Source organism: Novosphingobium sp. THN1, assembly GCF_003454795.1.
Taxonomy (GTDB): Bacteria; Pseudomonadota; Alphaproteobacteria; order Sphingomonadales; family Sphingomonadaceae; genus Novosphingobium.
In genome coordinates this window covers 1,574,438-1,596,978 of sequence record NZ_CP028347.1, presented here as the reverse complement: position 1 = coordinate 1,596,978, position 22,541 = coordinate 1,574,438, and the positions used below count along the sequence as shown (strand labels likewise).

Below are 22,541 nucleotides of genomic sequence, written 5' to 3'. Positions count from 1 at the left end.
CAAAGGAACCAACCTTTGAGCGTCAATCAGGACTTCGTCACCGTTGCCATCCCCTTCGGAGACAAGTCCGAATGGTGCGACGTCGGCGATATAGAGCGCGAGATCGGCGAGCTCGGCAATCCGGCGAACGAAGCCATGGCCACGGCCCTGCGCCAGACCGGCGTGGTCCACTTCGCCAGCATCCACGCCATCCCCCCGAAGCGCCGGGAAAGCAGGCCCATCTGGTGCTCGAAGCCACCGTCGATGGCGACGCCGGATGTGCGCTCGATCTGATCGCCGAACACGCCGGAGCGCTCCTGCTCCCGGTGCTCAAGCTGACCAGCGGCATCAGCGCGGTCGGCGAGGTCCTGCCGCTGCTGCGTCGCCATGCCTACGGCATCAACCCGGCGGTGTTCCGCGTGCCGTTTCTCGACCGCCGCCTGACCGGCCTGCCCTTCGTCGGTCTGCCGGGCCTCGGCGTTCGCACCATCGACGAGAACCGAGCAATCGTCGCCAAAGCGCGTTCCATCATCGCGCGCGAACGTGCCCGCTCCTCGCTCCACGGCCCGCAAAGCCTGTTCCGCGTCGTCGCGGCAGAGCTGAAGGACGACCTCGCCCGTCTGGAAGACCGCAAGCCGCCCAAGCTCGCGTTCTGCGAACGCAACGACGCGCCGTGGCTGGATTTCGCCCGCTCGCGCTGGACGCTCGGCTGGATCGGCAAGGGCCTTGCCAACGCGCAAGGGCTGATCTGGCCGCTGCTGGCGATCGGTTATGGCCTTGCGCTCCTGCTCGGCCGCGCGGGCGGAGCCACCGGCTTTGCGCTCCTCAAGGGCGCGATCCTGCCCGCCGTCGTCATCGCGCTGCTGATTGTCGCCGCGGTGGCGTGGGCCTTGCGCCGCGACGAACTCGCCAACACGCCGGTGGACCGCACGCCGTCTGCCGCCGCACTCGGCGCGATGATGGCCAAGGAGAATGCCCCCGGCGTGATCCCAAACCACATGGTCAGCGTGACCACGCTGCGCCGCGCGTGGGTGCGCAAGTGGACCCTGCCGCTCGCCTTCACTGCCGTCGCGATCATGGCGAAGATCGGCGTGATGCGGAAAGGCTTCCTCGCCACCATCGGCACGATCCACGCCGCGCGCTGGGTGGTCCTGCCCGGCACGCGCCAGCTGGTGTTCTTCTCGAACTACGATGGCAGCTGGGAAAGCTACCTCGAAGATTTCATCACCAAGGCATCCGAAGGCGTCACCGCCGTCTGGAGCAATGCCGAAGGTTTCCCCGCCACGCGCCTGCTGTTCTTCAAGGGCGCCGAGGACGGCGACCGGATGAAGCGCTATGCCCGCTGCTCGATGCGCCCCACCCCGTTCTGGTTCGCCGCACACCCCGATCTTTCCACCACCGCCATGCGCAAGCACGCGCTGATCGTCAGCGGCCTCCTGTGCAAGGACCGCCTCGAAGCCAACCCGTCGGACGCCGAGGCCTGGCTCGACCTGTTCGGCTCGATCCCCCGCCCCGATTACGGGTTGCAGTATGAGGAAATCCAGACGCTGATGTTTGGCGGGCTCAAGCGTCATCCGCACAGCCGCGTCGTCGCGCTCAACTTCGGAGAGCCGAGGCGCGAAGGCAGCGCCCACCCTTATGCCCACGTGCAGAAGTGGCTGGCTGGCCTGATCGCCGAAGACCTCGTCTCGTTCGGTGACAAGCCGCCGCAGGACTTCGTCTGCAATATCGCCTTCTCCGCCGCCGGCCTGCGCCTGCTCGGTCTGGACAAGGAACTGGCGCTCGAAGGCCCGGGCACGCCGCAAGGCTTCCCGCCGGCCTTCTCGCTCGGCATGGCCCACGCCAGCCGCAAGCGCGCACTGGGCGATCCAGAACAGCTCGAATGGTGTGACGACGATACCCACATCGTGCTGCTGCTCTATGCCAAGGACGAAGTTGCCGCGCAGAAGTTCGCGCAGATCGTCAGCGACGCTGCCGCCATCGGCATCACCGAAAAGGCCTCCATACGCACCGGCCTCAAGGCCTTCGACCTCGAACGCTTCAAGGAGGCATGGCGAACCAGCGACGACAGCGTGTCCAAGCCTGCCGAGGGCGCAGAATTCGTCCATGCCGCATCAAGCAACGACGACCTCTCCGAAGAACCCTTCGGCTTCGTCGACGGCGTCTCGCAACCGCTGGTGCGCGGCTTTCCCGGCCGCCACGGCGCGCCTGATCCGGTTCACGGCGTCGAACCCGGCGAGTTCATCCTCGGCTACACCGACAATCGCGGCTACTACCCGCCATCGCCGCTGGTCGAGCGCCCGATGCAGGATCTCGGGATGTGCCCGCAGCTCCTCCTCCCCTCGCCCCCGCCAGACCAGCCGACGCAGTACCCCGATTTCGCCGATCAGGGCGCCCGCGCGCGCGATTTCGGCCGCAACGGCAGCTATCTGGTGATCCGCCAGCTCGCGCAGGACGTCGACGGCTTTCGCCAGCAACTCGATGAAAAGGCGCACGAAATCTGCAAGCAGCCCGATGTCATCAACCCGCACAACGGCAACATCCATCGCACCCGCGAATGGATCGCCGCCAAGATGCTCGGCCGCTGGCGCGATGGCTCGGCACTGATCGACAACCCGTTCCACCCGGCAATGAAGAGCGGCGTGGACGCGATGCGCAAGAACGATTTCCTCTACAAGGACGCCGATCCGCAAGGGCTGCGCTGCCCCTTCGGTGCCCACGTCCGCCGCACCTTCCCGCGCGACAGCCTCGCGCCGACAGAGCCGGTCGAACTTTCCGTCAGCAACCGCCACCGCCTGCTCCGCCGTGGCCGGCCCTATCTCGACAACGACGGCGATACCGCGCGCGGCACGCTGTTCATGGCCTTCAACGCCGATCTCGAACGCCAGTTCGAATTCGTCCAGCAGACCTGGCTCGCCTCGCCCACTTTCCACGGCCTCGAATGCGAACCCGATCCCTTCGCCATGCACAAGGGCCCGACCGAAACCCCGACCAGCGCTTCACCATCCTCGGCCGCAATGCCCCGCTCGAGCTATGCCCGGTACAGCGCTACGTCACCCTGCGCGGCGGCGGCTACTTCTTCCTCCCCGGCCGCCACGCCCTGTGGTTCCTTGCGGGCGCAGCGCTGGATACGGACCGGCTGCATATGTCTTGAGGCAACGAGCGTAGCAGGCCCACCCCGCTGCGACTAATTTCGCTTAACGCTCAATAAGTCTCGCTCCCCTCCCGCCTGCGGGAGGGGCAATCTCGTCTTCCCCCTCCCGCAGGCGGGAGGGGTCGGGGGTGGGCATCCAGCGCAACGCAAGACACAACCAAAAAACGGCCGGACTCACCACCCGGCCGTTTCTTATCAATCACCCAACCCGCATCAGGCCGGCAGCAGCTTGCGCTCCACCGCGATCCGTTGGATCGCCTTCTGCAGCTTCTCGAATGCCCGCACCTCGATCTGGCGAACGCGCTCGCGGCTGACATTGTAGACCTGCGACAGTTCTTCCAGCGTCTTCGGCTCGTCGACCAGACGGCGGTCGGTCAGGATATGGCGCTCGCGCTCGTTCAGGCTGTCCATCGCCTCGACCAGCAGCTGGTGGCGATAGCTTGCCTCCTCGGCCTCGGCCACGGTCTCGTCCTGCAGCGGGCGGTCGTCGGTCAGCCAGTCCTGCCACGAACCCTCGCCGTCCTCGCGCATCGAGACGTTGAGCGAGGCATCGCCGCCCATCATCATGCGCCGGTTCATGTTGACCACTTCCTGCTCGGGCACGCCGAGGTCGGTCGCGATCTTGCGCACGTCGTCCGGATGCAGGTCGGAATCCTCGAACGCCTCGAGGTTCTTCTTCATCCGGCGCAGGTTGAAGAACAGCTTCTTCTGCGCCGCCGTGGTGCCCATCTTGACGAGGCTCCACGAGCGCAGGATGAATTCCTGCATCGAAGCCTTGATCCACCACATCGCATAGGTGGCCAGACGGAAGCCCCGGTCGGGCTCGAACTTCTTCACGCCCTGCATCAGGCCGATGTTGCCTTCGGAGATCAGCTCGCTGACCGGCAGGCCATAGCCACGATAGCCCATGGCGATCTTCGCCACGAGACGCAGGTGGCTCGTCACCAGCTGCGCGGCAGCTTCGGGATCCTGGTGTTCCTGGAAACGCTTGGCGAGCATGTATTCCTGCTCAGCCGTCAGCACGGGGAACTTGCGGATTTCCGAGAGATAGCGGTTGAGGCTGGCTTCCCCGCCAAGGGCAGGTACTGTCACAGCTTTTCTTTCCTCACTCACCTGAACACGTCCTTTCTTCGCGTCGGTTCCCAGTTGACGGCCCCCTGATGGGCGACCGGCGGCGGGACCACTCAAACGGAGCCTCCTTGCGGACGACTCCAAGGTCCTTCATTACAACATCGCCAGTACCTTTGCATCATGCCCTTCAGCGCAGAGTTCGACGATGAGTTCCCGCATATCGACGGGCGTCGGGCTGGCGAAATGATGGGCTGCACCGGTAACGGGGTGAACGAACCCCAGTTCCGCCGCATGCAGCGCCTGGCGATGAAACCCAAGCCGCTGGAGCAGCGGCCGAAGCTTTGAAGGTGTGCGTCCATAGACAGGATCACCCAATAGCGCATGGCCGATTGACGCAAGGTGAACGCGCACCTGGTGGGTTCTCCCGGTCTCCAGCCGACACTCGACCAAAGCCGCCCCTTCGAGCGCCGCAAGCGTGCGGAAATGCGTCACGGCATGCTTTCCGCGCCCATCCTCGACCAGCGCCATCTTCTTGCGGTCATGGCTGGACCGCGCAATCGCCCCGCGCACCGTGCCGGATGGCGGCATCGGCACGCCCGCCGTCACGCACTTGTAGGCGCGCACGATCGAATGGTCGGCAAACTGCCTGGCCAGCCCCTCATGCGCCACGTCAGTCTTGGCGACGACGAGCAGCCCGGACGTATCCTTGTCGATCCGATGCACGATCCCCGGCCGCGCCACCCCGCCGATGCCCGAAAGCTGCCCCCGGCAATGGTGCAGCAGCGCGTTGACCAGCGTGCCGTCGAGATTGCCCGCCGCCGGATGGACCACCAGCCCCGCCGGCTTGTCCACTACGATCAGGGCATCGTCCTCGTAGACAACGGCGAGCGGAATATCCTGCGCCACCGCTTCGGCCGGCGCGGCCTCGGGCACGCTGATCGCGAAGGCGCTGCCTTCGGCCAGCTTCATCGAGGCCTGCGAAACGACCTTGCCCGCAACGCTGATCCGGCCTTCGGCCAGCAGCGCCTTCACCCGCTCGCGCGAGAGGCCCGAGGCGTCGGCCAGCGCCTTGTCGAGCCGCTGCCCGCCAATCGCGACGGTCCCGGAAATGATCGTGTCTGCGGCCCCCATTGGTGGGGATATGGGAAGGGAGCAGATAGGGTGCAAGGCGGGTATTAAGGGGCAGTGACAGTGGCGCCCGTTGGCTCGAGCTTAGCGAACTTCGTAAACCGTCACTGCGGTCCGTGTTACCGTAATTCTGGAGGCGCCAGAGCGGTCTGTGAAGTCAGACGTTTTGCGAAGCGCATCGCCGGTCTCTCCAACCAATAATACATAGCAACGCTTATGGGGAGCGCTGCTGCGATAGCGACGAGTTGAGTTATAAACATCTCTTGTCGCCCAACGCTCGAAATTGGGACGACCGATACGACCATGACGGCAAGCACGACCTGAACCGGTCGATGGATTAGGTAAAGAGAATAAGAAGCCTCTCCAAGAATCTGTGCGGGCTTGGAGGCAAACAGCAGCCGAAATGCAACGCCGGCTTTCTCGGGCCAAAGCAGAAAAGGATAAAAGATCGCCCAAATGCCAAGAGGTATGGGATCTTTCAAAACAGCAAGCGTAGTGGCCCCAAGCAAGGCCGACCATGCAAATGGGTTGCCATCAAGATCGCGCAATCGCTCATAGGCCAAACGAGATACGATGCCGACAACGAAGAACACCAGCACACCGAGAATGGATGAAGCCACCTCGTAGTGTCCGAGCAATCCTCGATAAAATACGAGGTGCAGTGCAGCCATTGCGATCGCGCCAGCGGCCATGGCAAATGGCTTGCCCCTCAGGGACAGCAGGAAAGGTGCAATGAGATAAAACTGCCACTCCAATGAAATGCTCCAGGCCGCCGGAAGAAAGGCCGTCGATGCCTTTGGAAGCACCTCGGTGGGGATCAGTCCGTGAAGCATGGTGGCATGCAGGAGAAAATGCGGTGCTGTATTATCGATTGATTGATACCGGAGCTGTTCCAACGAAGAGGCATATTCTTGCCATCCTGACGCATTCTGCCAAGCCACTCGAGAAACCAAGTTAGCCCAAGCTGGCAGAATCAGATAGCCAAGGACACAACAGACGATAAAGGCCGGATAAAGCCGGAATAAACGACGAAAAATATACTTTGAATATGTTTCTTTTTGACTGTCAATCAGGTTGGTTATTACAAATCCGCTAACAATCATGAACACATATACTGCGGCGTCAGTACGTAAGAGCAGCCAGTGAACTGGGTTGTCGCCTTTCAACCAGCCACTCAGTTGCAGACCGTGGCCTACCGCAACCCATAATGCGAGATAGATTCGCAGACCGACAATCTCGCTGAAAAACTTTTGGCGTTCCATCCTAGGTCCGATGGCACGGCAGCAGATTATCGTCTAGGGAATCTGTGCTTAGTGGCAAATTACGCTCGCACTTTTATTGAACCCTCCAACCCCTCCGTCGCCCGGCCTTGGCCCGCGGCTTCGTTGCATTCTGTTTGATGCAAAAGAACAGAGAAGTAGGGGGCGAAAGCGACCGCGCCACATCCCCACCCCTTCGTCATTCCCGCGCAGGCGGGAATTCAGCGAAAGACAAAATCGTCGCACCGCGACGACATTCTTCCCGCCGCCTCGATTCCCGCCTTCGCGGAATGACGGAGTGTGTCGCATCCCACCTTGACAAAACGAACCATATAGGTTATATGCCCCGCCCACAGGTCAGGAAAGGGCACAAGGCCAACCCGCTCCTCTCCTTCGGAAGCTGACGCTGTGTGCCGATGCTTCCGGCGCGATCGGTGCGGCAGGTGCGCGTGGGTTCAACGAGGGGCGTTAAGCCCAAGACCCACCGGGCAACAACTGTCGTTACCCAAGGACAGACAGGACACCCCAGGGCTGATAGCACGGCGCCGAACCCTGAGCGACGCTGCGGATGCGGAACCCGCCTGACTTGCGTGACAGTGTCTGCGCAAACGACAGGTTCTTTTCACACAGCCGCTTGCCAGAAGCCAAGGCAGCCCGCGAGCCGCTGCTGACGCTTCGTCCTCTCACATATGTCCGACCATCAGGCTGAGCCGATCAGGGGTTCGGAACCGCCCCCGGCCACTCGCAACCGGTCCCGCGCCCCATCCCTTGCGTGCCACAACGGCACCGCACCGGTCGCGCGATCTGTCTGCTTCCTCTCGGCGTTACCGTCCGCACTCGCCAGCGGATGATCTGCCTCGTCGCGTATCCGCGATGCCCACCCCAGCCCCTCCCGCCTGCGGGAGGGGAGCATGTCAGCCCTCCCGCAGGCGGGAGGGCCGCGAGACTTGCTGAACGCAGTGAAGCTAGTCGCAGCGGGGTGGGCAAACCCCGCGCAACGCTCAAAAGAAAGGGGCCACCGCAGCAGCCCCTTCCTCGATCACTCGACGACGAAACTCAAAGCCCCATCGCCCTCGTCGATGCGCACGGTCGAACCGTCCGGCACTTCGCCGCCCAGCAGCTTCTCGGCCAGCGGGTCCTGCAGATACCTCTGCACTGCCCGCTTCAAGGGCCGCGCGCCATAGACCGGATCGTAGCCGACCCGGCCCAGCCAGCGCTTGGCCGCATCGGTCAGGTCCAGCACGATCTTGCGATCCTTGAGCAGCCTGGCCACCCGCGCCACCTGGATCTCGACGATCGGTGCCATGTGCTCCTGGCCCAGACGGTGGAACAGGATGATCTCGTCCAGGCGGTTGAGGAACTCGGGCCGGAAATGCCCGCGCACCACGTCCATCACCTGCGGTTCGACGGTCTGCACATCCTGCCCCTCTTCCAGATTGGCGAGGTACTGGCTGCCGAGATTGCTGGTCAGGATGATCAGCGTGTTGGTGAAGTCCACCACGCGGCCCTGCCCGTCGGTCAGGCGGCCATCGTCAAGCACCTGCAGCAGCACGTTGAACACGTCCGAGTGCGCCTTCTCGACCTCGTCGAACAGCACGACCTGATAGGGCCTGCGCCGCACCGCCTCGGTCAGCACCCCGCCCTCGTCATAACCGACATAGCCCGGAGGCGCGCCGATAAGGCGGCTGACCGAGTGCTTCTCCATGAACTCCGACATGTCGATGCGGACCATCGCGTTGTCATCGTCGAACAGGAAGCCGGCCAGCGCCTTGGTCAGCTCGGTCTTGCCCACGCCCGTGGGGCCCAAGAACAGGAAGCTGCCGAGCGGACGGTTCGGGTCCTGCAGGCCGGCACGCGCACGGCGCACCGCCTTGGACACGGCAAGCACCGCGTCCTTCTGCCCGATCACCCGCTGGCCGAGCACTTCTTCCATCTTGAGCAGCTTCTCGCGCTCGCCTTCCATCATGCGGTCAACCGGCACGCCGGTCCACTTGCTGACGACGGCAGCGATGTCCTCGGCGGTCACCTCCTCGCGCAGCATCGCGTTCTGGCTCACGCCCTGGGCTTCTGCCAGCTGACGCTCCAGCTCGGGAATGCGGCCATAGGCAAGCTCCCCGGCCTTCGCCAGGTCGCCATTGCGCTGCGCCACGTCCAGCTCGCTGCGCGCGGCGTCGAGGGCCTCTTTCACCTTGCCCTCGGCAGCGATCTTGTCGCGTTCGTTCTGCCAGCGCGTGGTCAGCTCGGCCGATTGCTGTTCGAAGTTCGCCAGCTCCTCGCGCAAGGTCGCCAGCCGGTCCTTCGACGCGGTATCGGTCTCCTTGGCCAGCGCCATTTCCTCGATCTTCATCTGGATGATGCGGCGGTCGAGCTTCTCGATCTCCTCGGGCTTGCTTTCCACTTCCATGCGGATGCGGCTCGCCGCTTCGTCCATCAGGTCGATGGCCTTGTCGGGCAGGAAGCGGTCGGAGATGTAGCGGTTGGACAGGGTCGCCGCCGCCACGATCGCATTGTCGGCAATGCGCACGCCATGGTGCAGTTCGTACTTGTCCTTGATGCCGCGCAGGATACTGATCGTGTCCTCCACCGTCGGCTCGCCCACGAACACCGGCTGGAACCGCCGCTGCAACGCAGGGTCCTTCTCGACATACTTCTGGTATTCGTCCAGCGTCGTCGCGCCGATGCAGTGCAGCTCCCCGCGGGCGAGCGCGGGCTTGAGCAGGTTGCCCGCATCCATCGCGCCCTCGCTCTTGCCCGCCCCGATCAGGGTGTGCATCTCGTCGATGAACAGGATGATCTGGCCTTCCGCGCCCTTGACCTCGTCAAGCACCGCCTTGAGCCGCTCCTCGAACTCGCCGCGATACTTCGCGCCCGCAATCAGGCTGCCCATGTCGAGCGCCATCAGCGTGCGGTCACGCAGCGAATCCGGCACGTCGCCATTGGCGATGCGCAGGGCGAGGCCCTCGGCAATAGCAGTCTTGCCCACGCCCGGTTCGCCGATCAGCGCCGGGTTGTTCTTGGTGCGGCGGGCGAGGATCTGCACGGTGCGGCGGATCTCCTCGTCGCGGCCGATCACCGGATCGAGCTTGCCCTCGCGCGCGGCCTCGGTCAGGTCGCGCGCATACTTCTTCATCGCATCATAGGCGTTTTCGGCGCTGGCGCTGTCCGCCGTGCGCCCGCCGCGCAGCTGCGTGATCGCCGCCTCGAGCGCCTGCGGCGTGACGTTCGCAGCCTTCAGCGCCTGCCCCGCCGAAGTCGTGGTGGCGAGCGTCAGCGCGACGAGCATACGCTCGACAGTCACGAAGCTGTCGTTCGACTTGGCCGCGATCTGCTCGGCAGAATCGAGCACGCGCACGGCATCGTTGTCGAGGCCCGGCGTCTGCTGCGCGCCCGAGCCGGAGACGGCGGCAATCTTCGCCAGCGCCTTGTCGACTTCGGTCTGCGCCAGGGCCGCATTGCCGCCCGCGCGCTGGATCAGCCCGCTGGCCATGCCCTCGCTGTCTTCCAGCAGGGCCTTGAGGATATGGTCCGGCGTGATCCGCTGATGATTCATGCGGATCGCAACGGTCTGCGCGGCTTGCAGGAAGCCCTTGGCGCGGTCGGTGAATTTCTCGAGGTTCATAAGGTCGAGTGTCCTCCTGTTGCGCAAGACATGGTGTGGCTTTTTCGCAACACAAGTGCTCCGCCGACGAAAAAGCTACACCGCTCGACCGGGGTGGTTCCTTGATCGGGAGCAAAGTGTGGTGCCGATGCCCACCCCCAGCCCCTCCCGCCTGCGGGAGGGGAGTTGGACGACCTGTTCCAGCCCTCCCGCAGGCGGGAGGGCCGCGAGACTTGGCCTTTCGCAGAAAGGCTTAGTCGCAGCGGGGTGGGCACCCCGCGCAACCTCACTTCACAGGATCAGCCGCTTTCGCCGCCTTGGGTGCAAACTCCTTGCCGAAGAAGCTGCCAGCGTACCACTTGGGCCGCTCGGCACCGTTCGCGAGGCCCATCACGGTGTAGTAGTTGACCTTTGCAAACAGCGCGCCCGCGTCCCAATTGAACGGCAGCTTCAGGTCATCGCTGGGCTGGTGGTAGTGGTCTTTCAGGAACCCGCGGAACGCCTTTTCGCCCGGCCCTTCGAAGCCGGTCATCATGAACACTGCCGGCACGCCCTGCTGGACGAAGCGGTAGTGGTCCGACCGGGTGAACAGCCCCTCTTCCGGCATCGGATCGGGCGAGAGCTTGATCCCGGCCTTGGTCGCCGCGTCGGCCACGACCTTGCCCATCGTCGAATTCTCCGCCCCGAACGCGACGACGTCCGAGAACATGTAAGTCAGCACCGGCATGTCGAAGTTGACGAGGCCGACCACTTCACCCCCAACCACCGGATTGCGCGCGAGGTAGTCCGAGCCGATCAGCCCGCCTTCCTCGCCGGTCAGCGCCGCGAACATCACCGAACGGCGGGGCTTTTCCTTCGCCACGGCCTTGGCCACTTCCAGCATCGTCGCCACGCCCGAGGCATTGTCCATCGCGCCGTTGTGCAGCGTGTCCTGTCCCTTGCCGTGGATGCCGATATGGTCGAGGTGTGCGGTCATGCCGATGAATTCGCCGGCAACCGCCGGGTCGGAACCCGGCAGCACGGCAACGACGTTCTCGCTCTGCACGTCCTTCCAGGTCTGCGCGTAGGACAGGCTGGCCTTGGCCTTCATCGCAAAGCCCTTGGGCTTGCCGCCGGTCCTGTCGGCCTCGGCGCGAATCTTGGTGAGCGACTTGCCCGATGCGGCAAACAGCGGCGCGGCAACATCAGGGTTGAGCGTGGCGCCGCCCATGATTCCAGGCGTGCGGCTGAACGCCTTGCCATCGGTCCCGACCCAGCCCTTGGCCGGACCGTCCGAGATCGCCACGCGCTTGTCCCAGGGGCGGCGCCTGGTGTCCTCGTCGGTCGGAATGCTGATCACGCCGATCGCGCCGCGCTTCATCGCCATCATTGCCTTGTCGGAGTTGAGGTGCGCGCCAAGCTCGCTCGGCGTGCCCTTGGGCGCGCCGGTCAGGACGACGACGATCTTGCCCTTCACGTCGAGGCCCTGTAGTCATTGAAGCCGAGGTCCGGGCGGTCGAAGCCGAAGCCTGCAAACACCAGCGGCGCTTCGATCGCTACCTTGGCGTCGGTCAGGCTCGGCCGCACCAGCACTTGCGCGGTGTCGGATAACACCGTTTCCTTGCCGCCGTAGGTCAGCGCCAGCCGGGGTGCACCATCGAGCCGCGCCTCGCGCACCGTCAGCTTCTGGAAGAACGAGCCGTCCGCAGCGGCGGGCTTAAGGCCCAACGCGATGAACTGCGAGGCAACGTAACTGGCGGCGATGTCGTAGCCGCGGCTGCCGGTGTCGCGGCCTTCCAGCAGATCGTCGGCCAGGAAGGTCACGTGCGCGCGCACGGCCTGCGCATCGAACACCGGCTCCTCGGCCAGGGCGGGAACCGCTGCGCCAGACAGCAACAGGGCAGAAACAAGCAGCTTGACGTTCATCGGTCTCTCTTTGTCGTTTGTCGAAACGGATCGCGTGGCACCTGCCCATTGGGCACGCCCCACTTGCGCGCGCGAGCATGGGCACTAGAAAGTTTCCAATCAAACCAAATCTGGGAGCTGTGGCTAAGCCGCTGTTCAGGCGGGACCTGCTCTTCGACCTTGCACAACCCCCGCAGCGCCCCTGTTCGCTGCCACTTCATGGGACACTCATGCAGCACAAACTCTCCGCCAGCCTGCTTGCCCTTGCCGCATCGACTGCACTTGCATCCCCTGCCTTTGCCCAGGAGGCAAAGCCCGCTCCGCTGCCTGACCTCGTCGCCAAGGTCCAGATTCCCTACGAAAGCTTCAAGCTCGACAATGGCCTGACTGTACTGGTCAACACCGACCGCAAGGCCCCGGTCGTGGCCGTATCGGTATGGTACGGCGTCGGCTCGAAGAACGAGCCCAAGGGCAAGACCGGCTTTGCCCACCTTTTCGAACACCTGATGTTCAACGGCACCGAAAACGTGCCCGGCGATTTCTTCACCCCGCTGCAGCAGGTCGGCGCGACCGACGTCAACGGCACCACCTGGTTCGATCGCACCAACTACTTCGAGACCGTGCCCACTGCCGCGCTCGACATGGTGCTGATGATGGAATCCGACCGCATGGGCCACCTGCTCGGCGCGGTGACGCAGAAGGTGCTCGATAACCAGCGCGCCGTCGTCCAGAACGAGAAGCGCCAGGGCGACAACAACCCTTACGGCATCGTCGAGTACGAACAGCTCGAGAACCTCTACCCCTCGGGCCACCCCTACCACCACTCGACCATCGGCTCGATGGCCGACCTCGATTCCGCCAGCCTCGCCGATGTGAAGGGCTGGTTCACCGACCACTACGGCCCGAACAATGCAATCCTCGTCCTGTCGGGCGATATTGACGCGGCGACCGCCAAGGCAAAGGTCGCCAAGTGGTTCGGCGACATCAAGCCGGGTCCCAAGGTCAAGCCGGTCAGCGCCCCGGTGCCAACGCTGCCTTCCACCGTCTCCAAGACGATCAAGGATCAGGTCGCGACCACGCGCATCTACCGCATGTGGGCCGTGCCCGGTCTCGACAACCCGGACTATCTGCCGCTTGACCTTGCCGCCTCGGTGCTGGGCGGCCTCGCCTCGTCGCGTCTCGACGATGCGCTGGTGCGCGAACAGAAAGTTGCGGTCGCGGTTTCGGCCGATGCCGAAGTCTTCGCGCAGGCTGCGCAGTTCGTGATCAAGGCCGATGTCACGCCGGGCCAGGATCCGGCCAAGGTCGCCGCCGCACTCGACGCCGAGATCGCGAAGTTCATCAAGGAAGGCCCGACGCAGGACGAACTGCTGCGCGCGGCAACCTCCGCCACCGCCAGCGAGATCCGCGGGCTGGAGCGCACCGGCGGTTTCAACGGCAAGGCTCCGACGCTGGCCGAGGGCCTGCTCTACAACGGCACGCCCGAACATTATCGGCAGGAGCTTGATCGCACCGCCAAGATGACGCCCGCCGAGGTCAAGGCAGCAGCGGCCAAGTGGCTCACCCGCCCGGCCTTCGCGCTGACTGTCGAGCCGGGTGAGCGGACCGAGGGTGGCGAGGCGCGCGGCGGGTTCTACACCCAGACCGCAACCGGTGCCCACCCTGCCTACTTCCGCGATCCCGACATGCCGGCCAAGGGCGTGCCCGCCCCTGCTGTCGCCGGAGCCGACCGTTCGAAGCTGCCCGCCGTTGGCCAGCTTGCCCCGCTCGACTTCCCGGCAATCCAGCGCGCGACGCTCAAGAACGGCATTCCCGTCTATTTCGCCAAGCGTTCCGAAGTGCCGACCGTATCGGTCCGCGTCAGCTTCGATGCCGGCTATGCCGCCGATCCCAAGTCGGCGCTCGGCACCGAATCGCTGCTGCTCAGCCTGATGGACGAAGGCACGCAGAAGCTTTCGGGCTCGGAATTCGCGCGGGAGCGTGAACGCCTCGGCGCCAACATCTCGCTGTCGGCAACGAGCGACCTGACCTCGTTCCAGGTCGATGCATTGTCGCCCAACCTCGGCGCCTCGCTCGGCCTGCTCGCAGACGTGGTGCGCCGTCCCGCGCTCGCCCCGGCAGACCTCGAGCGCGTGCGCACGCAGCAGCTCACCGCAATCTCGGCCGAGATGAAAAGCCCGCAGGCCCTCGCCGCCCGCGTGCTCGTGCCCACGCTCTACGGCAGCCACCCCTACGCCTTCCCCTCCAGCGGCCTCGGCGATGCCGAAGTCGTGAAGAAGCTGACGCGCGAGGATCTGCTGGCCTTCCACGCCCGCTGGTTCCGCCCGGACACCGCGCGCATCTTCGTGGTGGGCGACACCACGCTCGACGCCGTGGTCAAGATGCTCGACGACAGCTTCGGCAATTGGCCCTCGAACCGCATGGCGCGGCCGGTGAAGGACTTCTCGGCGGCAGTTCCGGTACAGAAGAGCCGCGTCATCCTCGTCGACCGCCCGGGCTCGCCGCAGTCGTTCATCATGGCCGGCAAGGTGATCGACGCCAAGGGCACTGACGACACCGTCGCGCTGAACACCGCCAACGACATCCTCGGCGGCAACTTCCTCGGCCGCATCAACATGAACCTGCGCGAGGCCAAGGGCTGGACCTATGGCGCCTACAACGGCGTCAGCGAACCGCTCGACAAGGTCCGTTTCCAGGTCATCGCACCGGTACAGACCGACCGCACCGGGGATTCACTGGTCGAGATCAAGCGCGAGATCGACGAGTACGGCAGCACCAAGGGCGTGACCGCCGAGGAGCTGGACTGGTCGACCAAGGGCAGCGCCCGCGAACTGCCGGGCATGTTCGAGACCAGCGCCGCAGTGCTCGACGGCCTTGCCAAGATCGTCAACTACCAGCGCCCGGACGACTTCTACGAGACGCTGTCCGCCCGCTACGGCAAGATGACCGCCGCCGAAGTGGACAAGGCGTTCCGTTCGAAGATCAACTCGGACGGCATGGTCTGGGTGGTAGTCGGCGATGCCGCCAAGGTGAAGCCGCAGCTCGACAAGTTCGGCCTGCCGGTGGAGGAAATGGCCGCGCCGAAGTAAGCTTCACAACGGCAAGCGAATTGGGGGGCGTGCGGCGAGCACGCCCCCTTTTTCGTGCTGCCAACCGCGCGCAACGCTTCGTCACGCGGCCCGCCTTGCTATTGACACGTTTGTAGATAGACTTTGCACACCACACCATAATGGGAGAGCATCAATGTCCGTTGCCGGCACCTACAATTGCGTGACCCACACCCCGATGGGTGACCAGACCAGCACCTTCACCGTCAACGTCGATGGCGACAGCTTCACCGGCACCAACAGCGGCCAGATGGGCTCGATGGACGTCGAGAACGGCAAGGTCGATGGCAATACCCTGACTTGGCAGATGAAGATGACCGTGCCGATGCCGATGACTCTTGATTGCACCGCCACGATCGAAGGCGACACCCTGATCGGCAAGGTAACGGCAGGCATGTTCGGCACTTTCCCGATGGAGGGTACGCGGGGTAAGAATGCTGGGCGCCGGTCAGCACAGCTGCACAGGCGCCCGGTTCACTGACACGACCCAAGAATATCTGAAATGGCAGTCGGAACGGGCCATTTTGGACCTTGTTCTGTAATCTTCATAACAGTACTGTCCGCTCCATTGGGGATCTGGGGGCGGTTAAGATCATGAACAAGCGCGCAGCTGCGCTGGTTTCAGCTTGCCTCACCTTGGCTGCAAGCTTCGCCCTGATTGTAAATCCCTCAGCCGCGCAGCCGGCAGAGGGGTGCGAACTTCACGTCTGGCCAAGCTCCGGACTCGCGATGATGCGGGCGCGGGCACATGACAATTTCGCCTATGGCCACGGACCTGCGCTTGGTGGCGGCATCGGTGGCATGCTGGCACCGGAAAAAGCCAGCCGCGTGCAGGGTGTGGTCGACAATTTCTCGTACGAGCAAAAAGAGGCCGAACAGGTCGAAATGCTGCAGCCGTCGCGGCAACGCGAATTGCTGTTACAGGCCCCGTTGGCGGAAGCCTTGCATCTTGGTGGCTACCGCATCGTCATTCATGATGAGAGCGCGACAATGGCCATGGTCCGCAACCCAGCGCCGCTGGTCGGCGCTGCAAGCCCCTGCCATGCCGAACTGCTTCTTGCCAATCTCACCCACGCCCGGGTCTATGCGCATGGGCACAGCCTCAAATCACTGGTGATCCTGCGGGAATTCGGGCCGGCACATGAGCTGAAACAGCGCGCCGCCATCCCCATCGAAGCCGCGCTCACGACTTCGCCGAAGGAAGAACAGCGCACGCCCGAAGCCTTTGCCGAGGATCTCGAGAGGGCCTTCCTTGATACTATCGGGCTCTTCGCGCGTGCGCGCGACAAGGCGCAAGACAAAGGCGGAAAGGCCAAATGACCAAACAGTCCCGCGTGATGACCGTTCTTGCCTGCCTGCTGGCGGCATCGCACTCTGCCCAGGCTCAGGCAACAGAGACCACCCCGGCCACTGCTGCCGCGCCGCAGCCCGAAGCTGCCTGCGCGCTGCACGTCTGGCCCGGGAGCAACCTGCGCTCGACATATTACGGCTGGCTTCACGGCGGGATCGTCGATGGGGCAGTGAACGGCCGCGATGGCTACAAGAAGTTGCCTGAGGGTCCGCTGGACACCGGACGACAGAAAGACATCCTTTCGGGCATCGACATTGCCAAGGCGCTCGGCCTGAACGGCTATTCGCTGACGATACATCCCGAAGCACTCGACAGTCGCACATTGCGCGGAACGCCGGGATCGTGGCTTGCCGCCAGCGGTGGGGCGGCACCTGCCGCCTGCCAGGCCGAGCTCGCGATAGACGACGTGTTCTTCCAGGAAGACGTGTTCAGCGGAAAATACCTGAAGGTCATCTACCGCTTCAAGCGCTTCGATGGCGCGGAAACTCCATCGCGCAGCTTCGGGCAAATCATGGCAATCAAGCTGCTGGCTTTCCCGCCAGCCCAGGGAACCGATCCCGCACCGGCAATGAAGGAAATTGGCGCTGCGCTCGCACGCAGCGTCGAAGATTTCGGCCTGGCGCTCAATGCGCCTCCGAAAAAGAAGAAGTGAAGTACGGGAAATCTAACGGACGGGGAAAGATCCAAGCATGAAGACGTATCTGATCTCTGCCAGCGCATTCTTGCTGGCAAGCGCTGGCGCGGCATTCGCGCAAGAGCAGGCGCCGACCGCCGCGACGGAAGCAGCAGCTGCTCCGGCAACGCCCGCTGGCCCTGAAACCATGACCTATGCACCCAAGGATGCTGCAGCTGACGGCTGCGAGCTGCACATCTGGCCTGCCGAGCGCATGACCTCGATGACGACTGGTTTGCTGGGCGGGGGTCTGCTCGATGCCGCCCTCCATTCGAACCGCGACGCGACGAACCGCACGCTGCTGGCCAGCGCGCTCGACAGCCCCAGCCAGCTCGACGCGCTCCTGTCGCTTGACCTGCGCAGCATGATCAAGATGACGCCGGGCACCACGATCATAACCCATGCCAAGCCGCTTGAGCGCAAGACGATGAATTCGGTCAAGACGCGCCGCTCGGATTCGCAGGCGACGTGCTACTCCGAACTGATCGTGGCTGACGTGTTCTACCAGAAGGCGGCGATCTATGGCCGCTCGCTGCGCACGCTGTTCATGGTGCGCGAGTTCGGCAAGGACCAGAAGATCGACTTCGAATACAAGGCCTGGGGCGGCAATGGCCTCAAGCTCTTCCCGCCGAAGGAAGGCGAAGATGCGCTTGCGGCGCTCGACGAGCTGGTCGGCGTGTTCAAGAAGAACTTCGAGGAGTACGCCAACAACGAAGCCAAGGCCCCGCGCAAGCCGGTAAAGCCCTGACCTTATGCGGCAGGGACGGGCGCAACGCCGGTCCCTGCCGCATCACAACTCGGATCAGGCCAGCTTCTTCTTCAGCAGTTCGTTCACGACGCCGGGGTTGGCCTTGCCCTGCATCGCCTTCATCGTCTGGCCGACGAAGAAGCCGAACAGGGCTTCCTTGCCCGCTTTGTACTGTTCGACCTTGTCGGCGTTCGCGGCGAGGATGCCGTCAATCGCCGCTTCGATCGCGCCGGTGTCGGAGGTCTGCTTGAGGCCCTCGCGCTCGACGATGGCGGCGGCGCCGTCACCGCTCTCGAGCATCTTTTCCAGCACCTGCTTGGCGATCGAACCGGAAATCGTGCCGTCGGCGATCAGCGCCAGCAGTTCGGCACCTGCCGCCGGGCTGACCGGCGAATTGTCCAGCCCCTTGCCGAGCTTGTTCAGCGCGCCGAACAGTTCGGAGATCAGCCAGTTGGCGGCCTGCTTGGCCACTTCCGCTTCGGGCTTCTTCGCCTTGGCAGCTGTCTCGGCCAGCAGCGCCTCGAACCAGCGCGCGGTTTCCACGTCCGCCGTCAGCACGCCTGCGTTATAGGCTGACAGGCCGAGCGCGGTCTCGTAGCGATGGCGCTTGGCGTCCGGCAGCTCGGGCAGCGACGCGCGGCATTCCTCGAGGAAAGCATCATCGAGTTCGAGCGGGAGCAGGTCGGGGTCGGGGAAGTAGCGGTAATCGTGCGCGTCTTCCTTCGAACGCATCGAGCGGGTCTCGTTGCGATCGGGATCGTAGAGGCGCGTTTCCTGCACCACCGCACCGCCATCCTCGATCAGGGCAACCTGGCGCTTGGCCTCCTGTTCGACCACGGCCATGACGAAGCGGACCGAGTTGACGTTCTTGGTTTCGGTGCGGGTGCCGAACGGTTCTCCGGGGCGGCGGACCGAGACGTTGACGTCGGCGCGCATCGAGCCCTGGTCCATGTTGCCGTCGCACGAGCCGACATAGCGCAGGATCGTGCGCAGCTTCGACAGGTAGGCCCCGGCCTCTGCCGGTGAACGCATGTCCGGGCGGCTGACGATTTCCATCAGCGCCACGCCCGAGCGGTTGAGATCGACATAGGACATCGTCGGGTGCTGATCGTGCATCAGCTTGCCGGCGTCCTGCTCCACATGGATGCGCTCGATCCCGATGGTCTTGGTCGATTCCGGGTTCTTGTCGTCAAGCTGGATTTCGATCGAACCTTCGCCCACGATCGGATGGTAGAGCTGGCTGATCTGGTAGCCCTGCGGCAAATCGGCATAGAAGTAGTTCTTGCGATCGAACCGCGACCACTTGTTGATCTGCGCATTGATCGCCATGCCCGTGCGCACCGCCTGGCGGATGCACTCCATGTTCGGCACGGGCAGCATGCCGGGCATCGCCGCGTCGACCAGGCTGACCTGCGTGTTCGGCTCAGCCCCGAACGCGGTGGCCGCGCCGGAAAACAGCTTGGCATTCGAAGTGACCTGCGCGTGGACTTCGAGGCCGATCACGACCTCCCATTCGCCGGTTGCGCCCTGGATACGATATTCGCTCATGCTCTGCCCGATAAGGTGTGAGGGATGGGTTGGAAAGGGGTCAAATGGCCGGTTTCGGCGTGGGTCGCCCGGCCAGGCGGCGCGACCACGCCCGCGCCGGTTGTTCGATCAGTCTGGCAAACGGCACCGCCACGATCAGGCACAGCGCCATGATGAGAAGTTTCATCGCGTCGGCCTGCCAATCGGGGCCGGTCAGCGCGTCGGCACCGCCGATGGTGCTATCGGCAATCATCAGCCCCAGGCGCGGCTGAAGCACCGCCAGAAGATCGAACACGCGGCCGATCACGAAGACGTGGACCATGTACAGCGCGTAGGACATCGTGCCGAGCCACTGGAACGGCGCGGCGCATAGCAGGCGCGAGACGAGCCCGCGTTGCAGGGCCGAGAGCGCGACGAGCGCGGTGGCGGCAAGATCGAAGGCCATGAGATTGCCGCTGCCCCACAGCACCGCGCCAAGAGCGGCAAAGGCAGCCAGCTCAAGCACGGTCGCCACAGCAATCGGCAACTGCGGTGGCGATGATTGCTCGTAGGCGCGATGCAGCGCAAGACCGAGGCCGAACCCGGCAATTCCGCGCCCGATGTTGGACGCCAGGCCATCAAGCGGACCGCCGAACGTGGCAAAGGTCAGCACCGCCACGGCCAGCGCCAGCCACCCCATCCACACGCGCTGCCCGGCGAGCTTCCAGCCTGCAGCGGCGAGCAGATAGAGCAGCATCTCGACCGAGACCGACCAGCTCGGGTGGTTCCATGTAATCCCGAGCGACGGCACCACGCCCTGCAGCAGCAGGAAGGCAATCGGCAGGTCCGCCGGATCGCCCTGCCCTGCCATCAGGCCGTGGGTGCGCAATTCTGGCCGCATCACGCCCAGCGCCAGCATCGACAGCGCGAAGACGGTGAGCATCGCGGCATGCAGCGGCCAGACGCGGCCCCAGCGCAGCCAGATGAAGCGCGAGAACGAGAAGCCTGCCGACAGCTTCGCGCCATAGGAGGCGGCAATCACGAAGCCGGAAAGGACGAAGAACAGATCGACCATGCGGCCGAAGTTCGCATCGAATCCGGCGGCGGACAGGCCTGCTGTTGCGGGGATGTGGTGGAACACCACCCCCAGCGCCGCAAGACCGCGCAAGGCATCGAGGACGGGAAAGCGCAAGGGCTCGCCTGCGCCTGTCCCGCCGTTCGATACTCTTACCACCACTTCTCCGGGCGTGAGCCGTTCTTGGCCGAGAACTGCGCGCGCTGTTCGATGGCGAGGCTGGCATTGAGCACGCCCTGCTCGTCGAACGCCTTGCCGATGACCTGAAGGCCAAGCGGCAACCCGTTGCGGTCAAGCCCGGCCGGGACCGACATGGCCGGGAGCCCAGCAAGGCTGGCAGGCACCGAGAACACGTCGTTCAGGTACATTTCCAGCGGATCGGCGCTCTTCTCGCCCAACGCAAAGGCCGAGGACGGCGCGGTGGGGACGAGGATCACGTCGACGTCCATGAACGCATTGGTGAAATCGCGCGCGATCAGGGTGCGGACCTTCTGCGCCTGGGTGTAGTAGGCATCGTAGAAGCCCGCCGAGAGCACATAGGTGCCGATCATGATGCGGCGCTTCACTTCCGGACCGAACCCGGCGGCGCGGGTGGCGGCATACATGTCCTGCAGGCCGGCACCATCGGGCAGATCGCGCAGGCCATAGCGCACGCCATCGTAGCGGGCGAGGTTCGACGAGGCTTCTGCCGGCGCGATGATGTAGTACGTCGGCAGCGCGTACTTGGTGTGGGGCAGCGAAATCTCGACGATCTCGGCGCCGGCATCCTTCAGCCAGGCGATGCCATCGTCCCAGCTCTTGGCGACGTCAGGGTCCATGCCATCGAGGCGGTATTCGCGCGGGATGCCGACCTTCTTGCCGCGCATGTTGGCGTTGAGGCCTGCGGTCCATTCCGGCACCGGCAGGTTGAGGCTGGTCGAATCCTTCGGATCAAACCCGGCCATGGCTTCGAGCATGATCGCGCAGTCGGTCACGTCATGGGCCATTGCGCCTGCCTGATCGAGTGACGAGGCAAACGCCACGACGCCCCAGCGCGAACAGCGGCCGTAAGTCGGCTTGATGCCGGAAATGCCGGTGAAGGCCGCAGGCTGGCGGATCGAGCCGCCGGTGTCAGTGCCGGTGGCAGCAGGCGCGATGCGCGCGGCAACCGCCGCGGACGAACCACCCGAAGAGCCGCCGGGGCCAGCGGCGCGGTGTCGTTCGGGCGACGCCACGGCGAGATCACATTGCCGAAGGCGCTGGTCTCGTTCGAGGAGCCCATGGCGAACTGATCGAGATTGAGCTTGCCGAGCATGCCGGCGCCCGCGTCCCACAGCTTCTGCGAAACGGTCGATTCGTACTGCGGCTTGAAGCCTTCGAGGATCTTCGATGCGGCGGTGGTCTGCGTGCCCTTGGTGGCAAACAGGTCCTTCATGCCAATCGGCACGCCCGCCATTGGTCCAAGCGGCTTGCCAGCGGCGCGGTCCGCGTCGACCTTCGCGGCAGCTTCCAGCGCCTTTTCCGGCGTGGTGACGATGAAGGCGTTGAGCGCGGGCTGCGCGGCCTCGACCGCCGCGTTGAACGCGGTGGCGACTTCGGTGGCGGAAAACGCGCCCTTGGCCACGCCATCGCGGATGGCGGCAATGCCGAGATCAGTAATATTCGTCATTATTCGATCACCTTGGGCACGCCGAAGAAGCCATGTTCGGGCGCTGGCGCGTTGGCCAGCACCGCATCGCGCATGTCGCCGCCGGTCAGCGGATCGGCATTGACCACGTCATCGCGCAGGCGCTGGTGGTTCGGGATGACGGCAGTCATCGGCTCGATCCCGGTGACGTCGACTTCGCCGAGTTGTTCGACCCAGGCGAGGATGCCGTTGAGTTCGGGGACCATCGCGTCAAGCTCGGCCTCGGTGACCTTGATGCGGGCCAGCGAGGCGATCTTCGCCACCGTGGCGGTATCTACGGACATGGCGGATACTCTTATCGGAAAGAAAAAAGGAACGCCGCGCGCTACCAGAGCGCACGGC

Annotated in this window: 16 protein-coding genes and 1 pseudogene; 7 read left to right on the top strand and 10 right to left on the bottom strand. The window is 64.3% G+C overall.

Features of this window, described 5'->3' with window-relative positions:
- Window positions 1-15: 15 nt before the first annotated feature.
- Both C7W88_RS07935 and C7W88_RS07930 read left to right on the top strand, forming a co-directional pair.
- Window positions 16-273: a hypothetical protein gene (locus tag C7W88_RS07935; RefSeq protein WP_118073137.1), complete on the top strand. Its 258-nt coding sequence runs from the start codon at window positions 16-18 to the stop codon at window positions 271-273.
- On the top strand, window positions 225-3,170 hold the full coding sequence (locus C7W88_RS07930; protein ID WP_118073136.1) for a hypothetical protein: 2,946 nt from the start codon (window positions 225-227) through the stop codon (window positions 3,168-3,170). Before C7W88_RS07935 ends, C7W88_RS07930 begins: the two co-directional genes overlap by 49 nt.
- 176 nt (window positions 3,171-3,346) lie before the next feature.
- Here the strand turns inward: C7W88_RS07930 and rpoH are convergent, their stop codons facing one another.
- The 6 genes from rpoH to C7W88_RS23605 all read right to left on the bottom strand — a co-directional run bounded on the left by rpoH (window position 3,347) and on the right by C7W88_RS23605 (window position 12,094).
- Window positions 3,347-4,246: an RNA polymerase sigma factor RpoH gene (rpoH, locus tag C7W88_RS07925; RefSeq protein ID WP_118073135.1), complete on the bottom strand. Its 900-nt coding sequence runs from the start codon at window positions 4,244-4,246 to the stop codon at window positions 3,347-3,349.
- A 111-nt stretch (window positions 4,247-4,357) separates the two neighbouring features.
- Window positions 4,358-5,335, bottom strand: a complete 978-nt coding sequence (locus tag C7W88_RS07920; protein ID WP_118073134.1) for an RluA family pseudouridine synthase — start codon at window positions 5,333-5,335, stop codon at window positions 4,358-4,360.
- A gap of 116 nt (window positions 5,336-5,451) precedes the next feature.
- Entirely contained in the window at window positions 5,452-6,594 is a 1,143-nt protein-coding gene (locus C7W88_RS07915) for an acyltransferase (protein WP_118073133.1), read from the bottom strand.
- Window positions 6,595-7,630: 1,036 nt separating this feature from the next.
- Window positions 7,631-10,210 (bottom strand): ATP-dependent chaperone ClpB, encoded by a 2,580-nt coding sequence (gene clpB, locus C7W88_RS07910; RefSeq protein WP_118073132.1) that lies wholly within the window; start codon window positions 10,208-10,210, stop codon window positions 7,631-7,633.
- Window positions 10,211-10,475: 265 nt separating this feature from the next.
- Entirely contained in the window at window positions 10,476-11,645 is a 1,170-nt protein-coding gene (locus tag C7W88_RS07905) for a M20/M25/M40 family metallo-hydrolase (RefSeq protein WP_240344881.1), read from the bottom strand.
- Entirely contained in the window at window positions 11,642-12,094 is a 453-nt protein-coding gene (locus C7W88_RS23605) for a hypothetical protein (protein WP_240344880.1), read from the bottom strand. The genes C7W88_RS07905 and C7W88_RS23605 overlap by 4 nt, the downstream gene beginning before the upstream one ends.
- Window positions 12,095-12,303: 209 nt before the next feature.
- On the opposite strand from C7W88_RS23605, the gene C7W88_RS07900 reads away from it, so the two are divergent.
- The 5 genes from C7W88_RS07900 to C7W88_RS07880 all read left to right on the top strand — a co-directional run bounded on the left by C7W88_RS07900 (window position 12,304) and on the right by C7W88_RS07880 (window position 17,952).
- Entirely contained in the window at window positions 12,304-15,162 is a 2,859-nt protein-coding gene (locus C7W88_RS07900) for a pitrilysin family protein (protein WP_118073131.1), read from the top strand.
- Between the two features lie 154 nt (window positions 15,163-15,316).
- Window positions 15,317-15,661, top strand: a complete 345-nt coding sequence (locus tag C7W88_RS07895; protein ID WP_118073130.1) for a hypothetical protein — start codon at window positions 15,317-15,319, stop codon at window positions 15,659-15,661.
- A gap of 320 nt (window positions 15,662-15,981) precedes the next feature.
- On the top strand, window positions 15,982-16,500 hold the full coding sequence (locus C7W88_RS07890; protein WP_162895954.1) for a hypothetical protein: 519 nt from the start codon (window positions 15,982-15,984) through the stop codon (window positions 16,498-16,500).
- A complete protein-coding gene (locus tag C7W88_RS07885; RefSeq protein WP_118073128.1) occupies window positions 16,497-17,183 on the top strand; it encodes a hypothetical protein in 687 nt (228 codons plus the stop codon). The genes C7W88_RS07890 and C7W88_RS07885 overlap by 4 nt, the downstream gene beginning before the upstream one ends.
- A gap of 37 nt (window positions 17,184-17,220) precedes the next feature.
- Complete coding sequence (locus C7W88_RS07880) at window positions 17,221-17,952, top strand: hypothetical protein (protein ID WP_118073127.1); 732 nt, start codon at window positions 17,221-17,223, stop codon at window positions 17,950-17,952.
- A gap of 54 nt (window positions 17,953-18,006) precedes the next feature.
- On the opposite strand, the gene gatB is transcribed toward C7W88_RS07880, so the two are convergent.
- The 4 genes and pseudogenes from gatB to gatC all read right to left on the bottom strand — a co-directional run bounded on the left by gatB (window position 18,007) and on the right by gatC (window position 22,483).
- On the bottom strand, window positions 18,007-19,500 hold the full coding sequence (gatB, locus tag C7W88_RS07875; protein WP_118073126.1) for an Asp-tRNA(Asn)/Glu-tRNA(Gln) amidotransferase subunit GatB: 1,494 nt from the start codon (window positions 19,498-19,500) through the stop codon (window positions 18,007-18,009).
- Window positions 19,501-19,540: 40 nt separating this feature from the next.
- On the bottom strand, window positions 19,541-20,692 hold the full coding sequence (locus tag C7W88_RS07870) for an acyltransferase (RefSeq protein WP_162895953.1): 1,152 nt from the start codon (window positions 20,690-20,692) through the stop codon (window positions 19,541-19,543).
- Window positions 20,686-22,181, bottom strand: a pseudogene (gene gatA, locus C7W88_RS07865) (Asp-tRNA(Asn)/Glu-tRNA(Gln) amidotransferase subunit GatA). The gene C7W88_RS07870 and the pseudogene gatA overlap by 7 nt, the downstream one beginning before the upstream one ends.
- Window positions 22,181-22,483: an Asp-tRNA(Asn)/Glu-tRNA(Gln) amidotransferase subunit GatC gene (gene gatC, locus C7W88_RS07860; protein WP_118073124.1), complete on the bottom strand. Its 303-nt coding sequence runs from the start codon at window positions 22,481-22,483 to the stop codon at window positions 22,181-22,183. Before gatC ends, gatA begins: the two are co-directional and overlap by 1 nt.
- Window positions 22,484-22,541: the final 58 nt, after the last annotated feature.

Excerpts from the sequence above, each read along its gene's own strand:
- C7W88_RS07920 (WP_118073134.1), bottom strand. The coding sequence starts at position 5,335 with ATGGGGGCCGCAGACACGATCATTTCCGGGACCGTCGCGATTGGCGGG.
- C7W88_RS07915 (WP_118073133.1), bottom strand. The coding sequence starts at position 6,594 with ATGGAACGCCAAAAGTTTTTCAGCGAGATTGTCGGTCTGCGAATCTAT.
- clpB (WP_118073132.1), bottom strand. The coding sequence starts at position 10,210 with ATGAACCTCGAGAAATTCACCGACCGCGCCAAGGGCTTCCTGCAAGCC.
- C7W88_RS23605 (WP_240344880.1), bottom strand. The coding sequence starts at position 12,094 with ATGAACGTCAAGCTGCTTGTTTCTGCCCTGTTGCTGTCTGGCGCAGCG.
- C7W88_RS07900 (WP_118073131.1), top strand. The coding sequence starts at position 12,304 with ATGCAGCACAAACTCTCCGCCAGCCTGCTTGCCCTTGCCGCATCGACT.
- C7W88_RS07895 (WP_118073130.1), top strand. The coding sequence starts at position 15,317 with ATGTCCGTTGCCGGCACCTACAATTGCGTGACCCACACCCCGATGGGT.
- C7W88_RS07890 (WP_162895954.1), top strand. The coding sequence starts at position 15,982 with ATGCTGGCACCGGAAAAAGCCAGCCGCGTGCAGGGTGTGGTCGACAAT.
- C7W88_RS07885 (WP_118073128.1), top strand. The coding sequence starts at position 16,497 with ATGACCAAACAGTCCCGCGTGATGACCGTTCTTGCCTGCCTGCTGGCG.
- C7W88_RS07880 (WP_118073127.1), top strand. The coding sequence starts at position 17,221 with ATGAAGACGTATCTGATCTCTGCCAGCGCATTCTTGCTGGCAAGCGCT.
- gatB (WP_118073126.1), bottom strand. The coding sequence starts at position 19,500 with ATGAGCGAATATCGTATCCAGGGCGCAACCGGCGAATGGGAGGTCGTG.
- gatC (WP_118073124.1), bottom strand. The coding sequence starts at position 22,483 with ATGTCCGTAGATACCGCCACGGTGGCGAAGATCGCCTCGCTGGCCCGC.